Origin of the sequence: Pseudomonas sp. MPC6 (assembly GCF_006094435.1) — a bacterium.
Taxonomy (GTDB): Bacteria; Pseudomonadota; Gammaproteobacteria; order Pseudomonadales; family Pseudomonadaceae; genus Aquipseudomonas.
The window spans coordinates 3,917,191-3,932,747 of sequence record NZ_CP034783.1; the positions used below are offsets into that span (position 1 = coordinate 3,917,191).

Sequence of the window (15,557 nt, forward strand, 5' to 3'; positions counted from 1 at the left end):
CAATCACTCAGTGCAGCAGGGTTTGCAGGCTGAACGGGTAACGATACGACGCCGGTTGCCCCTTGGCCGAGAGCTTGTGAAAATCCACGCCGTAATCCTGCCTGACGCCCAGCGCCAGCAGGCGCATGGCCTGTGCCCGATCGATCAGTTGCAGCAACGGAAGCTGCCGGTCGCGGCCGCCGTACTGACCGAAATCCACACCCTGATCGTAGTCATGCAACTGCACGAGGGCCCAGCCGCCCAGGCTGAAATGCCCACCCAGCAGCACACTCAGCCGACCGTCCAGCAGCGCTTGCAAGGCCGCGGGCGAATGGTTGATGGTGCCGAACAGTGCGTCTTTTCCAGGTTCGCCACCGGCGTCGGCGTAGGCTTGCATGGCCCCGAAGGCCATTTCGTCATTGGCTGTCCAGACCAGCGAGGCCTGCGGATAGCGTTTGAACAGCAATCCGGCCACCTCATAGGCGCGCTCCCGGGTCCAGCCGCCATACACCAACTGGCGCAGTCGCACTTCAGGGTGCTCGGCCAAAGCCCGCATCATGCCTTTCTCACGCAACTGCGCCGCCGGCGTGACCTTCAGCCCGGAGAACGCCAACAGCTCGACGACCTGCCCGGGAGCGACCGGGCCATGCAGGCGAATCAGCTCCTTGAGCATCAGGTAGCCGCCCTCCTCGTCGTTGGGCACCAGGCTGCCCAGCCAATCGGGATATTTTTCAGGTTGCGAGCCGAGCAGGCTCATCTGGTCCGGGGTCAGCGCGTTATTGACCATGAACAGCTTCACGCCACTGCCCTGGGCCAGGCGCAGGATTTCGGGGGCGCCGGACTGCTCGTTGACGAACACCAGGTAGTCCGGCCGGTCTGACCCCTGCAGCGCTTCACGAGCCTGTTTGAGGGTGTTTCCAGGTATCCGCTCGGCGTACTGAATGCGCAAATCCATGGCCAGGTCCCTGGCCGCGGCCTGCATGAACTGCGAGTAACTGACCCAAAAAGCTTCGCCACTGGTTCCCGGGTTCAGGAACAGCACCGACGCCGCCTGGGCACAAGGGGCCGAGACCATCCCCAGCGCCAGCAATACGCCACAGAACACCTTCAACGCTGATCGTCCGAGCCCCGAAAATTCGCCGCACATTTTAGCCAGCGACCTCCCGTACAACGGCGTTTGTCCCCCTTGTCGCCCGACAACCGTCGGAGCGAGCCCGGACGTGGTTTTTACTGATGACTGACCCAGAATACCGCGGTGCCCACGACCAGGATGATCAGGAACAGAATCGCCCAGGCATCGACCGTGCTATCGGGTTTTGTGACTTTGGTAGGGTTGCTCATTGCATCGCCTCTTGTCGGTTTTATCGGTGATTGCATAAAGACTCGACCACAGTTAAGACGATGATTGCCCTCACCACAACCAAGGGCTTTGCAACAACGATTCTCATTAGTCCTTTTGGTTCTTTGCATATACTCAAACATCACTTTTACGCATAACTGCAAACTGGTATCTTGCCCCGGCTCCGTAGGGAGTGCGCGGCCGTGCGCGCAGAATTGCCGAGCAGTATCGGAAGACTTCCAGGCGTCTAAACGCAACTGGATCCGACCGGCCCAAGCCTGAGAACAGGACTTATATGTACGTATACGACGAGTACGATCAGCGGATCATCGAGGACCGCGTCAAGCAGTTCCGTGATCAGACCCGACGCTATCTGGCAGGCGAGCTGAGCGAAGAAGAATTCCGCCCGCTGCGCCTGCAAAACGGGCTTTATATCCAGCGTTTCGCGCCGATGTTGCGGGTGGCGGTGCCTTACGGCCAGCTGACTTCGCGCCAGACGCGAATGATGGCCAAGATTGCCCGCGACTATGACAAGGGCTATGCCCACATCAGTACCCGGCAGAACGTGCAGTTCAACTGGCCGGCGCTGGAAGACATTCCGGACATCCTCGCTGAGCTGGCGACCGTGCAGATGCACGCGATCCAGACCAGCGGCAACTGCCTGCGCAATGTCACCACCGACCAGTTCGCCGGTGTCGCCGCCGATGAACTGATCGATCCGCGCCCATGGTGCGAGATCGTCCGCCAATGGACGACGTTCCACCCGGAATTCGCCTACCTGCCGCGCAAGTTCAAGATCGCCATCAACGGCTCGACTTCCGACCGTGCCGCCATCGAAGTCCATGACATCGGCCTGGAAGCGGTGCGCAATGCCGCTGGCGAAGTCGGCTTCCGCGTGCTGGTCGGTGGCGGCCTGGGCCGTACTCCGGTGGTGGGCGCGTTCATCAATGAATTCCTGCCGTGGCAGGACCTGTTGAGCTACCTCGACGCCATCCTGCGGGTCTACAACCGCTATGGCCGTCGTGACAACAAGTACAAGGCGCGGATCAAGATTCTCGTCAAGGCCTTGACGCCTGAAGTCTTTGCGCAAAAAGTCGACGCGGAAATGGAACACCTGCGCGGTGGCCAGACCACATTGACCGAGGCCGAAGTGCATCGCGTCGCCAAACACTTCGTCGACCCCGAGTACAAGGCGCTGGACAACCAGACCGCCGAACTCGCCGAGCTCGACCAACAGCACCCGGGCTTTGCGCGCTGGCGCACCCGCAATACCCTGGCCCACAAGAAGCCGGGCTATGTGGCGGTGACCCTGTCCCTGAAGCCGACCGGCGTTGCCCCGGGCGACATCACCGACAAACAGCTCGACGCCGTGGCCGACCTGGCCGAGCGTTACAGCTTCGGTCAGCTGCGCACCTCCCACGAGCAGAACATCATCCTGGCCGACGTGGAACAGGGCCGGTTGTTCGAGATGTGGGGCGAACTGCGCGAGCAAGGCTTCGCCACGCCGAACATCGGCTTGCTGACCGACATCATCTGCTGCCCGGGCGGCGATTTCTGCTCCCTGGCCAACGCCAAGTCGATCCCGATCGCCGAATCGATCCAGCGCCGTTTCGACGACCTGGACTATCTGTTCGACATTGGCGAACTGGACCTGAACATCTCCGGCTGCATGAACGCCTGTGGCCACCACCACGTCGGCCACATCGGCATCCTCGGGGTGGACAAGAAAGGTGAAGAGTTCTACCAGGTTTCCCTGGGCGGCAGCGGCACCCGCGATGCGAGCCTGGGCAAGATCCTCGGCCCGTCCTTCGCCCAGGACGTCATGCCTGATGTGATCGAGAAGCTGATCGACGTGTACATCGAACAACGTACCGAAGACGAGCGCTTCATCGACACCTATCAGCGTATTGGCATCGACCTCTTCAAGGAGCGCGTCTATGCAGCGAATAATTAAGAACAACGAGGTCGTCGACGAAACCTGGCACTTGCTGCCCAAGGACTTCAACATCGACGAGATCAGCAACTGCGACGACTACATCGTCCCGCTGCAGCTGTGGCGCGAACACAGCCGTATGCTCAAGGCCCGCGATGGCGGCCTGGGCGTGTGGCTGGACGCCGATGAAGAAGCCGAAGAAATCGGTGACGACGTGGATCAGTTCCAGGTCATCGCCCTGAACTTCCCGGCCTTCACCGATGGCCGCAACTACTCCAATGCGCGCCTGCTGCGTGACCGTTATGGTTTCAAGGGCGAACTGCGGGCGATCGGCGATGTGCTGCGCGATCAGTTGTTCTACCTGCGTCGCTGCGGGTTCGATGCCTTTGCATTGCGCGCCGACAAAGACCCGTACGAAGCGCTGGAAAGCCTCAAGGACTTTTCGGTGACCTATCAGGCCGCCACCGACGAACCGCTGCCGCTGTTCCGTCGCCGCTGACAACATAAAGCCTTGACCCCAAAATGGGGTCAAGGCTTTATTTATAATTTGCAAGCTTTGTATCGATTACAAGAATTGTCAGAACTCGACTTGAGTCAAACCTCTTTTCCTTAGAGCGTGTGCCAAAGCGGGAATATCATCGAATAACTTTCCATTCAGACTCCCCCAAAAGTCACCCTCAATAAAAACCTTAAACTCTGGCTTCAACTGACTCGCTTGATGACCCCGAATAAGTGCCCACTCTATTTCATTGTTACTGGCACGATAAACGACCTTCAAATCCTTATTGGATCGTTGATCGATAAGAAACATGCTTTTTTCGGGCAACAACTCTAAAAAACGAGCGTAATCCCGAGGATCGCCATTGTACTTCCTGCGTTCTTCCATCATGCAACTTCCTTGCTGCGTTGTAGGTCAGTCAAACTCTAACAAAATCCTCGAGCATTAAACCTGCGTTGTAATACAGGATATTTAAGTATTCGAACAACCCGTTCCATCGGCAATTTTCAGGGTTGACCCGTGTTTATCGGAAACGGTCGCCCCATCGCCACCCAATCGGTGTAGAGCCTCGCTCGATCCTCCAGTACCGTGAAACTGGCAAACGGATTATCGGCATCGACCTCGGCCACTTCGACATCCTGGACCAGCCGCGCCCACAATTCCTCTGAAGCATCCGCTTCGCCCAGCAGTCGCCACACCCGCGCTTGCAGCGTCAGATAATCCACCCGGAAATCCGCCGTCAGACTCAGACCGTCCATGATTCTCAAAAATCGCGGGCCCTGCGGTTTGGCTGCCAACCGCTGCCAGATCAATCGCCTGGCTTGCCGTTGCTCATTTGTGCTCTCACGCAACCAATCGATGACTTCGCCGTAGTCAGGGCCAGGCTCACTCAACCACAAGTTGATGCCTGTGCTGCGGCGATGTTCCACGAGGCGCAACAGCGTGTCTTCATCGGTCAATGGATTACCCTGCAGCAGCACGCGGTCACGACTGATGGCCTGGCTCACCACCGCCGGCGGCACCCGGGTGATCTGGTTCTCGCGTAAATCCAGCCGCTCCAGGTACGGCTGATCCATGATCCCGACGGGGCATGTAGTAATCCGGGTGTTTCTCAGGTCGAGCTCGCGCAACTCGTTCATTCCCACCACCAACGGAGGGACGGCCAGCGGGTTATCGCTCAAATCCAGATGTTGCAGCTGAGTCAGCTCACTGAGTTTCGAGGCCATCACCCCTGTGAATGCCATTTCGGTGTCGCGCAGATTCAACCAGGTGAGATGACGCAATCGGCTGATCTGAGGCGGCAGAGCGCTTTCCAGGTTCCCATCGATATCGGGAAGACGAAGGTCGGTACCGGCCAGATTCAAGGTGCGCAGGTTGGGAAAAGATTCGAGAAAATCGTTCATGGATTCACGCTCGAACAAATGAAAGTGGCGCATCGACAACCCGGTCACTTCGTCTAGACGAACATTCAGTGCGGGTAATCGGTGAAAATCCTCAAAATTCATGTTCATCGTGAATCCGTTCAAGTAACTGCCTGAATAATGACTGTCTTCCTGCGGCGCACGTTTTTGCCAGATGTCGATCATTTCATCCGCCAATTCGATTCTGGCAGCACGTTCTTCCTGAATCGCGTTATGCAGCAATACCAGGTTATGCGCCTCGATCTGCGCCTCATTGAGACCCTGCGCTTCAATGTCACCGGCGACGATAAAAGGTAAGTCCATGTCTTCGATGTCGTCGGTTGCCTGATCGATCCAACCGGTCAAATCAGTGTTCAGTTGTTGAAACTGCTGCTGCAAACCGTCGAGGTGTGCCTGGGCTCCCGCCCCCGCTCGCTGCAGCATTTCATCGGCCTCGGTATCGGAGAATTCCGGGTAAAGGTCCCTGACCTGCAACCTCATCATTTGGTGCCGCAACGCCCCGGCCGGCGGCGGGTCCGGAAACCAGCCGCCCCTTAGACCCTGATGCTCGAAGGGTAACCCGTTGTCCATCCTGCCTGATCCAAACATGAATTCAGACCGTGATAACGCCCGGTCGCCGATTTTCAGCCGCAGTTCACTGGCGGGATCAAGGGACGCCAGGTGCAACGCTGAACGCTCATCGTCTGATAGCACCCCGAGGACTGCGCCGTAGAAGTCCGTTTGCAGATTTTGGTGCAGATAGTGATCGCCCCTCCTGATCAGGCGCCGGACGTGCGAAGCACCAAGCGGCCCGCTACGGTCCAGCACACGCCCGATGGCCGACTGATCGAGCACATCAATGCGCAAGTTTGATGGCCAGCCGGGCAGGTTTTTCAGCGAGTGCAAGGCCAGTGTGTCTGACTGCGGATTGCGCATCGAGCGAAGGTATAAGCCCTCATAAGCTCGATTGAGCCGTACATGCTGCTGATATTGGCGAGCCTTGCTGTCCAGGCGCTTGATCACTTGCAAGGCCTCGGTAGTGTCGGGCGCCACCTGGATGTCCACGCCATAGCGGTCGAGCATTTGTTCGATGGCGCTTCTGGGCAAGCCCGGGTACTCGCGTTGAAACAACTGGACCCACGCATTCGCGGACTGTTGAAGCGCTTCATACCGGCTGTTGAATAATTCAGGGTCTGCGGCCGGGCCAAGATCCCGATCGATCTTGAAGCGGCTGATGGTATCGGCCAGCAACGGCGTCGTTGGGCGTCCGGTTTGCATCAGGCGCAGCATGTCGTCATCAACCGCGCTGACCCTGCCGATCTGTGCGAGCATTTCATCACTGAAGGTGGCAACCGACGGGCCCACTCCCCGCAGCAGTGCCAGGCGGGTCGGTACCGCAGGGATCGGTTGAACGGAGGCGTGCGGTTCAGATGCAGCCACAGAAGGTTTGCCGGCGCGATGATCGGTTTTCGCCAGCGTTTCTATATCAACCGCATCGCCCGCGGCCAAGGCCGCGATCCCGGCGATTGGCAGAGCGTTGAGCAAGCCAAACACTGTGCGCGTCACACCTTCGGAACGCTGGCTTGCCGTTTCTCCGTTGACGGCCTGATCCAGGCCATAACCGGCATCGATAAGTCCCGCCAACGCGAGCAGGCCTTCGCCTCCCGGCACGAACAAGGCCAGCGGACCAAAGCGGTTGATCCATTGCACGAGCGGCTCGACCACAGCGCTCAAATTGTCGCGATTGACCTGGGCATCGTCACGAATGGTGTTGACGCTGGCCAATGCCGCCTGCTTCATTGTCAGCACCAGCTGCGCAAACGGGTCCGTGCCTGCGCCAGCGTCATCGAAGCCGATGTACTCGGCAGGATCCCAGTAGCCGTCATTGTTAAAGAAACCGGCCTCTTTGGTCAGCCGGTGTTCTGTGGGATACATCGCCATACCCTCCAGCGCCGTCAGGACACCGGCGTGAAAGGTACCGTCGATGCGATCCTCATCGGCAAAGTGCGCCGCCAGTGCCTGTTTCGTTTCCTCGGTGCGCCCCTGCGCCACCACCCATTGGCGCAGTTGCGCGGCGTCGGTGAAGTCATGCAGCGGTGACGAGTTGCCGGGGATGTACAGCATGATCCTGGCGCTGGACGGGCTATCGAAGACCCAGATATCGCTGGCGGTATAACGATAGAGTTTCAAGCGGCGTGCCGTGACCGCAGAGGAGACCGGAGTCGGTGCCTGCAGCTGGCTGATGGTCAATGTTTCCCAAGGTTGATCAGGCGATAACCCTGCCGCCTGCAATGTCAGTTCCAGACCTTTTTGCGTCAAGCGTCGTTCATGGCGCTGCAGCCAGGCGCTCATGACAAAAGCCGCCTTGACCGAGGTTCTCAAGGCATAGGGCGCAGGCGCCAGCAGCACCTCGTCCGAAGGCCATGCCCGATCAAGGTATGCGCTGTACAGGTCCTGCAACGCCAGTTCCCAGACCCACTGCTTGAAGTCAGCCGGTCTAAGGGCCAGCTGCGTTTGCGGACCGTAGGTTTGCGCAGCGGTTTGCCGATAGATGCCTTCATAGGTCTGGTGGTTGCCGCTGCCCTGATCGGCGAACTCGTCGACTTTCTCCACGATGCGAACGTCCGGACCGATGTCAGGCGGGGTGTAGAGACCAAATGCAGTTTCTCCGAATCGCCCGTCACCCACCGTCTGGTAGTTCAAAAGCAACGCCTGTAGTAAAGACTGGGAACTTGCAACTTGACCCTGGTGGACACCGGCCTGTGCGGGATGGCCCTTGTAATCGTATTCAAGCGTCACCAGCAGGGTGGTCTGCGGGTCGATGTCCTGCCCCCATTTTTGCTTGATCCGGTGTTCGCCAAACTGGCCGGGGGTTTGTGGCAGCGCGATGTCCACGATGCCTTTCAGATCGTTGCGCATTTGCCAGTTCGGTGTCGGAGGCGGATCGGCCAGTGCATCATGAGGGAGCTTATTCATCAGAAACCTCCTCGGCAGGCAGCGCCAGTCCCGGATGTCTCGCCAAGGCTGCAGCGGTCAAGCGATCGATAAATTGTACGGTGTCGTTTTTATAGTTTTCGATGATCGCGTTCAGGCGCTGGGTCGCAGTCGCACGGGGCAAGGCGACTTGCGCTTCCAGTTGTGCAAAGGCACGAGCGCTACGCTCGCTCATGGTGTTGAATTCGTCCTGATAAGTCTGCAGGAGGTATTCGTACCAGAACCTTCGGGCGTTGATCGAGGCCAAAAACGCATCGGAGTTTTCGGCTTTGGCGACCTCTTGATAGGCGCTCTCGAGTGCCTCGGGGGATACGTCGACATTGCGCACGAAATTCATTTCCCTGGGCTGGTCAGGCAGATCCAGGCGCTGCGCCAGCCTCACGCGGTAAATCAGCTCGAGTTCCCGTGCCTGGGCGCGACTGAACGGTCCGGACTGCGTGCGACGACCGATCTCGATCATGGCCTGCCGTTCCACCTGTTGCAGTCGAAACAAGCCTCTCAACAGACGCACCAGCTCCCCCTCCAGGGTACGATTTCCAGTGCGAGCCGACACCACGGCTCGATAACACAGGACCCGCACCACCATATCGCTGAACAACCCCGCAGCGTCCTGGGCGCTGACCCGGCCGAGGCGAGCCGCTTGAAACAAGGCGCGTCGCAACGCGTCATCTTCGCCGGCCGCTTCCAGCACGTCCCATACCCGCTGAGTCAAATCGATTTGCATCAGGTTGTAATCCGCGGTGTCGTGTAGCCGGGCAAGCAAATGGAAAAAATCCCTGGACCTTGGGTTCAACGACAATGAGCTCCAAAGTGATTCTTTACGGGCCAATTCAGCACCAACCTGTCCGCTCAACCAGATCGAGCCCTGTCTGGTGACATCCGGTTGCACGGCCGCAACTTGAAGGTATTCGGCGGCCAGGACCCCCAGGCTGATGCGGTTGGATTGTTGATAGGCGGCGAGCGCCGCAAGGCTCGACGTTGACAATGGGTTGCCATCGACGTTTGTGCCCAGGTTCAAGGAAGGCCGCGCCTTGAACACCGTGTCCGGGATGTGTGCGATGCGGTTGTCGCGCAGGTCCAGTGTCTGCAGTGCGGAAAGGTCGTTGACCCCGACCGGCCAATCGACAATCCCGGAGCCACGCAATGCAAGGTGTCGCAATTGTTTCAGGGCCGTCACCGTCGGGGTTTGCCCGAGCGCCGGGTTGAAGCTCAAGTTGAGGGTCTGCAGCTGCTCCAGGCCATTGAGCAACGGGATCGATTCGGGCGTCAGTTGAATCCGGTTATCGCTCAAGTCCAGGTGCTCAAGCTTGGGCATGGCCGCGATAGCCTGGGGGATTCGGCTCAGCTCATTGCCGGTCAGGCTCAATGTGCGCAGGTTGGGGAAGTTGCGCAGAAATGCATTCAATCCGGCGCTGGCCCCCACTCTGTCCATCTCCAGGGCGCCGATGTGGCTGAAGTTACCGACCAGCACCGGGATTTCCCCCAGTGGCTGCGCATCAAGACTCAGCTTGTAAAGCATTTCCGGAGTGCCAAGCATGAAACTGCCTTCTTTGCGCCAGGCGCGCAAAATCGCCTGAGCGGCTCGCCCCTTGCTGTGTTGAGGCACCCTGAGTCGCGGCCCGTCGCCTTCCTGATAGTGGGTTTGGCGATTGACCCAGCGCTCCAGCGCATCGCGAATGGCCTGATGTTCCTGGCGCAGTGCCTCAAGTGCCTGGATGGCCACCACTTCGTCGGTGCCCAATGTCGTCAGCAAATGTTCGATCTGCGTTGGCGAGTGAGTGGGATAGAGTTCTTGGGCCCGCTGTAGCAGTGCCGGCGAACGCGATGAGCGCTCACCTGAAGGCGGTAGCCCCAATAAAATCGCTTTTGCGACCAACCTGTCTGCCAGGCCCATCGGCGAGCGGTAACCGGCGTGTATCGGCTCGATACCGATGGCCCCGGCGATGGCATCCCGCCGCTGCAATGCCAGTGTCGTGATTTTCTTCCTTAGCTCCACGCCGGCGTCCAGCGCTTCGACCCCCAGCGCTTTGCGCGTATTGACGGGCAAGCCTTGCCATAGCGTTTGGAAAAAATGCGCGCGGGTGCGCTTCAGGTGCGTGAACAACCTTTTCCCACTGGCATCGGACGCTTCAAAACGGTCAGGGTAAGCTTCGATAACGAGCTTTTGCACGGCGTCTTTTGAGCCAATGCTGGCCCGTGCCTCAGCGGGCCCGGCACGTTCCACGATCTCGACAAACACATCGTTTGGCCAGCCCGGCAAATGCTTGAGGGTGTTGAGCACCAATCGGTCCGTGTCCAGCCCGCTGGCCGCGTCCAGGTACAGCCCTTCATAAGCCCGGTTCAGGCGCACTATCTGCGCATACCGCCGGGCCTCTTCGGCCAGCCGCAACGGCACTTTTGCGTCATCGAGCTGCAGCCATTCAGTGGTGTCCGAATTCTGTACCAGCTCGTCGGCGACACTGGCCGGCAGATCGGCAAACTGCTCCTGGACAGGCGCAGCCTTCGTCTCGGTGATCACATTGGAGCGCTGATAGAAGCGCTCAAACAGCGACAACCTCTGGCCCTCTGCTTCCTCGGCAATCACGTTGGCCAACGATTGGGCCTGCAGCGTTTCGTCAGTCGCCGAGCCAATCAGCGCCGTACGCTGCGCCGTGTCCAGCCCCTTCAGCAACGCTGGATAAAACTGCCCTTTGTTGAAAAGATCCTCTGAGATCCTGATTTGCCCGGACGCCGAAGCCAGCCCGTATTGCTTGATTTGCCCACCGGTAATATCGGTAATGCTCACCCTGGTTTCCGAAGGCCATTTATCCCCGGATGTCAGCAAATACAACTGCAGGTCGGCGTCAGCCTGCGGCGCGGAGGTCGATACACGCATTTGCTCCATGAAACGGTTGACGGCCTTGTCCGCGCGAAAGCGTCGCACGGTGTCGACCAGCGTCGCCATCGGCTTGCTGCGGTCCGGATACAGCTGGCGCAACAGCGATTCGTCGAGGCCACTCATGGCAAGGATCTGTAATCCCTCGGTGTCCGGGATGTCCTCCTCGCGATAGCCCAGGCGTCGAAACAAGGTGAGCAGATTCCATTGCTGTGGCAGCTCGGAATCGTGCAGCCACGCCCCTGCGCCGTTAGTCTCCAGCACCGGTGAATAGCGTCCGGAGGCCTGCGCAGGCTCGATTTCCCACAGGTCGGTGCCTTCAATGGGCCGCAAGGCATAAGTATCCGCCCCTGTTCGCACGTACTGACGCTCACGCCACGTTACAAGCCCTTGCTTATCGGCCGGAAGCCTGCGCGGCACGGCTGACTGCTGGCGATAAGCTGTTAAATCGGGTTTCCATAAGCGGATGGAACCGGAGCCAACCGGGACGGCTCTCAATCGACTGATAAAATCCGAAGATTTGACGGTCTTGTAACCTTTGCCCACCAATGTCGCGGCGCCAGCCGTTGCCGCCATCAGAATCAGGTTTTCGATGACATCGAATAGATAGTCGGTGGCTTCTTCCTGCTCCCCCCGGGACCAACTGTCGATGCCTTCATAAACCTCTGCCAGCAATTGAAAGCCGGCGACGGCAAACATGACTTCACCCACCACCGGCACGAAGGAGCTGAAGAACAGCAGCGTGTTGACGCCGATGGTCTTATACGTCTCCAACCTGGCCAGACGGGTTTTTTCATCCTCGTCATCCGTTGGCACCACCAGCAATTGCGCATCGGCGATTACATGGCCCGAGCGCTGGTTAAACAACGTCAGGAACACATCATCTTCCAGATCGAATCCTTCGACTGATACGATAACAGTGGTGTTTGGAAGTGGTGTAGAGACAGATAGCAGCCGCTTATCCAGCGCGTTGTGGAAACCCGGCCGGTCGCTCAGCAAAATGAAACGCATGAAGAACTTGCGAAAATCGGCGTTTCTAAGGCGTCTACTCAGCTCCGACTCAAAGTCCTGGAACGACGCATATTCCTTCAGAGGGTGCAACGGATCCCCCGGCAGGTAAACCACGCATCGATAATCATCGTCTGCATGCTCACTGACGGGGCCAATAAAGATCGCGCCCTGCAGTTTTACACCCAGTATCTCCAACCCTTGATAGCCTGGCGTATTGTTACCCAACTTGATCGGCGAAGCGCTGTCCTTGACCAGCTTCAGCATGCCATAAACATCGGCACTGATATGTTTTTTCATGAACGCAATATGCATGTCGACTTCAAACCGGTCTTTTGCATAAGCTTGATGTTTATCGCGCAACGTCACCGCGCCCAACACGGTCTTGATATGGGTCTGATATTGCTTACCCAAGTCCAATGTTCGACACAGTTGCGCAAACTCATCGGGTTTGATTGACAGGATCTTATCGGACCGACCATTGATATGCTTTGGAACATATAGCAACGAGTTGTCGTCATAATTTCCCGGCGCCGTCTCGCTGGATTCGAAATTTTCGCAGGCCGCCATCAACAGGTCACGGTCAATCGGCGTGATCAGCTTTTTCCTCAACCCGAGCAAGCTCGACGTCGAGCGTACATGCTGGAATATCACGCCTTCCACATCAAACGGCTCGCCCAACTTGGCTGACATGGCCTTGGCCAACAGGGGTGCACAAAAGCGTTCAGGGGCTTTCAATTCACCCAAGGCGTCCGCCACCGCGCGTCGGGTGCGGTAACTTGCCAGCAGGCTCGTGCGCAGGGCGGCGCGAACATCGGAGGGCGACTCGAGCAACCAGGAGGGAGCCTGTTGTTTAATAAGCGAGAAGAAGGCGCCCTGTTGTTCTGGCGTCATGCTATTCAATGCTGTGTTATTCGTTTCCACCATCATCTTGAACAACCTTTAATCTGATTTGGACAACCAGATTAACGTTGGGCATTTTCTTATAAAAGTTTGAATAACCGATGAACAACCAGACCAAACAAACAACATTCCAACGCGTTAAAGTATATATATACCGCACTGGATTCGATTCAAGGGTGCAAAGCGCTTTGTTGCCGTAGGCCGGCAACAAGGCGCTCATGAGGTTTTTTTACCAGAAGCGTTGCTGAGTCAGCCGGCTCCACCAGGACAGCAAGACCCGGTCCACCGACCCGCTGGCCGCCATGCCGATGCGCTCCTGCAGGCTTTTACGTTCAGCGTAATGCAGGTGATACAGCTCGGATTTCTTCGCCCGCTCGGCGAGGTACTCATCGCTGGTCTTCAGTTCGTCGACCAGTTGCTTGTCCATCGCCGCGACGCCCAGCCAGATTTCACCGGTGGCGACCTTATCGATGTCCAGTTGCGGGCGGTAGCGCGAGACAAAGTTCTTGAACAGCTGATGAGTGATGTCCAGGTCTTCCTGAAACTTCTCCCGGCCCTTCTCGGTATTTTCGCCAAACACGGTCAGGGTGCGTTTGTATTCGCCGGCGGTCAGGACTTCGAAGTCGATGTCGTGCTTTTTCAGCAGGCGGTTGACGTTGGGCAGCTGCGCCACCACGCCGATCGAGCCGAGGATGGCAAACGGCGCACTGATGATCTTCTCGCCGATGCACGCCATCATGTAACCGCCGCTGGCCGCCACCTTGTCGATGCACACGGTCAACGGCACACCGGCGTCGCGAATGCGCGCCAGTTGCGAGGACGCCAGGCCATAGCTGTGGACCATGCCGCCACCGCTTTCCAGACGCAGCACCACTTCATCCTTGGGCGTGGCCAGGGTCAGCAGCGCGGTGATTTCATGGCGCAGGCTTTCCGTGGCCGAAGCCTTGATGTCGCCGTCGAAATCGAGCACGAACACCCTAGACTTGTTGACCTCGGGTTTTTTCTTCTGCTTTTTCTCGGATTTGGCTTCGACCTTGCGCAGGGCCTTGAGCTGGTCCTTGTCGAGCAAGGTTTGCTCCAGGCGCTCGCGCAGCCCTTTGTAAAAATCATTGAGTTTACTGACCTGCAACTGGCCGGCGGCTTTGCGTCGACCTTTGCTGCGCAATGCCGCAAAACTGGCCATCACCACCAGGATGGCGATCACCAGTGTCACGGTTTTAGCCAGGAAAACGGCGAACTCGGCAAAAAACTCCACAATGACTCCTTCAATACGATGCGCTGCATAAACGCGCGCGCGATACCCTCAGCATACCCATGCGCCGGCCCGGCGGCCAGCCGTGAAACCTTCGGTAACGGCCTGCCAGGGGCATTTCAAACAAGCGTATGTTTTTTCATTGACAGCTCACCGCCATCCTCATAACCTCGCCGGACCTTCAACGTACCGGGATGATGCGGACGTGGGCAGTATCTATTTGATTCGACATGGCCAGGCCTCCTTTGGTGCAGACGACTATGACGTCCTGTCGCCGACCGGTATCCGCCAGGCAGAAGTCCTCGGCCAACACCTGGCCGGGTTGGGCATCCGCTTCGATCGCTGCCTCTCGGGCGACCTGCGTCGGCAGCAACACACGGCCAGCAGCGCACTGGAACAGTTCGCTGCCGTGGGCCTGCCGGTGCCGATCGTAGAAACCGATTGCGCCTTCAACGAATTCGACGCCGACGCGGTGATCCGCGCCCTGCTGCCAGCCATGCTGGAAGACGAACCCGAAGCGCTGGACATCCTGCGCAATGCCACGCAAAACCGCGCCGAGTTCCAGCGCATCTTCGCCTTGATCATCGAGCGCTGGCTGGCCGGGACCTATGACACGCCCGGGCTGGAAAGCTGGCTGGGGTTTGTCGAACGGGTACAAGCCGGTCTGCAGCGCATCCTCGAACAGGCCGAGAGCACCCAGAAGATCGCCGTGTTCACCTCGGGCGGTACCATCACTGCCCTGCTCCACCTCATTACGCAAATGCCGGCAAGGCAGGCATTCGAGCTCAACTGGCAAATCGTCAACACCTCGCTCAACCTGCTGAAGTTTCGCGGGCTTGAGGTGGCACTGTCTTCTTTCAACAGTCAGGCGCACCTGCAACTGTTGAAGGCCCCGGAACTCATCACGTTTCGCTGAGTCCGGACTATTGTGACCCTGGCTGTAACCACCCAGCTCTAATTACCCAAGAAAGGATCGAACCATGACCTCCGTAGCTGATGCCGTACAAGCAATGAAAGCCAAGTTCAACCCAGCCGCTGCTGCCGGTCTGGACCTGGTATTCGGTTTCCGCATCGACGACACCAAGAACTTCTCGCTGATCGTCAAGGACAGCACCTGCGAGCTGCAAGAAGGTGAGAACCCGGACGCCCAGGTGACCCTGGTGATGGACGGCGAAACCCTGGAAGGCATCGTCAGCGGCGAAACCGACGGCATGCAAGCCTTCATGGGCGGCAAACTGCGCGCCGAAGGCGACATGATGCTGGCCATGAAATTGTCCGAGCTGTTCCCGGCCTAAGCACGTCGCCCCCGTCCTTCGGGGGCACGCCTGGCTGCAAACGAATCCCGCCCCTCGTGGCGGGATTCGTCGTTTTGCGC

At 58.3% G+C, this 15,557-nt stretch carries 9 protein-coding genes; 4 read left to right on the forward strand and 5 right to left on the reverse strand.

Annotated features, from left to right (window positions below; translation table 11 throughout):
• Window positions 1–7 precede the first annotated feature (7 nt).
• Window positions 8–1,126 carry an ABC transporter substrate-binding protein gene (locus ELQ88_RS20090; protein ID WP_138967255.1) on the reverse strand — a complete coding sequence of 373 codons (1,119 nt, stop codon included), beginning with the start codon at window positions 1,124–1,126 and terminating at the stop codon, window positions 8–10.
• 487 nt (window positions 1,127–1,613) lie between these two features.
• On the opposite strand from ELQ88_RS20090, the gene ELQ88_RS20095 reads away from it, so the two are divergent.
• Complete coding sequence (locus tag ELQ88_RS20095; protein WP_138967257.1) at window positions 1,614–3,272, forward strand: nitrite/sulfite reductase; 1,659 nt, start codon at window positions 1,614–1,616, stop codon at window positions 3,270–3,272.
• Entirely contained in the window at window positions 3,256–3,750 is a 495-nt protein-coding gene (locus ELQ88_RS20100; protein ID WP_128872728.1) for a DUF934 domain-containing protein, read from the forward strand. Before ELQ88_RS20095 ends, ELQ88_RS20100 begins: the two co-directional genes overlap by 17 nt.
• A gap of 78 nt (window positions 3,751–3,828) precedes the next feature.
• On the opposite strand, the gene ELQ88_RS20105 is transcribed toward ELQ88_RS20100, so the two are convergent.
• The 4 genes from ELQ88_RS20105 to sohB form a co-directional block, all read right to left on the reverse strand.
• The gene (locus ELQ88_RS20105) at window positions 3,829–4,140 is read right to left on the reverse strand and encodes a hypothetical protein (protein ID WP_228761539.1); all 312 of its coding nucleotides are present in this window, start codon (window positions 4,138–4,140) and stop codon (window positions 3,829–3,831) included.
• A 116-nt stretch (window positions 4,141–4,256) separates the two neighbouring features.
• Window positions 4,257–8,126, reverse strand: a complete 3,870-nt coding sequence (locus tag ELQ88_RS20110) for a DUF6543 domain-containing protein (RefSeq protein ID WP_138967259.1) — start codon at window positions 8,124–8,126, stop codon at window positions 4,257–4,259.
• The gene (locus tag ELQ88_RS20115) at window positions 8,119–12,921 is read right to left on the reverse strand and encodes a DUF6543 domain-containing protein (RefSeq protein WP_138967261.1); all 4,803 of its coding nucleotides are present in this window, start codon (window positions 12,919–12,921) and stop codon (window positions 8,119–8,121) included. Before ELQ88_RS20115 ends, ELQ88_RS20110 begins: the two co-directional genes overlap by 8 nt.
• A 238-nt stretch (window positions 12,922–13,159) precedes the next feature.
• A complete protein-coding gene (gene sohB / locus ELQ88_RS20120; protein ID WP_128872731.1) occupies window positions 13,160–14,185 on the reverse strand; it encodes a protease SohB in 1,026 nt (341 codons plus the stop codon).
• A gap of 202 nt (window positions 14,186–14,387) precedes the next feature.
• On the opposite strand from sohB, the gene ELQ88_RS20125 reads away from it, so the two are divergent.
• Together ELQ88_RS20125 and ELQ88_RS20130 are read left to right on the forward strand one after the other, a co-directional pair.
• Window positions 14,388–15,098: a histidine phosphatase family protein gene (locus ELQ88_RS20125; protein ID WP_138967262.1), complete on the forward strand. Its 711-nt coding sequence runs from the start codon at window positions 14,388–14,390 to the stop codon at window positions 15,096–15,098.
• Between the two features lie 64 nt (window positions 15,099–15,162).
• The gene (locus ELQ88_RS20130; RefSeq protein WP_008154977.1) at window positions 15,163–15,477 is read left to right on the forward strand and encodes an SCP2 sterol-binding domain-containing protein; all 315 of its coding nucleotides are present in this window, start codon (window positions 15,163–15,165) and stop codon (window positions 15,475–15,477) included.
• Window positions 15,478–15,557: the final 80 nt, after the last annotated feature.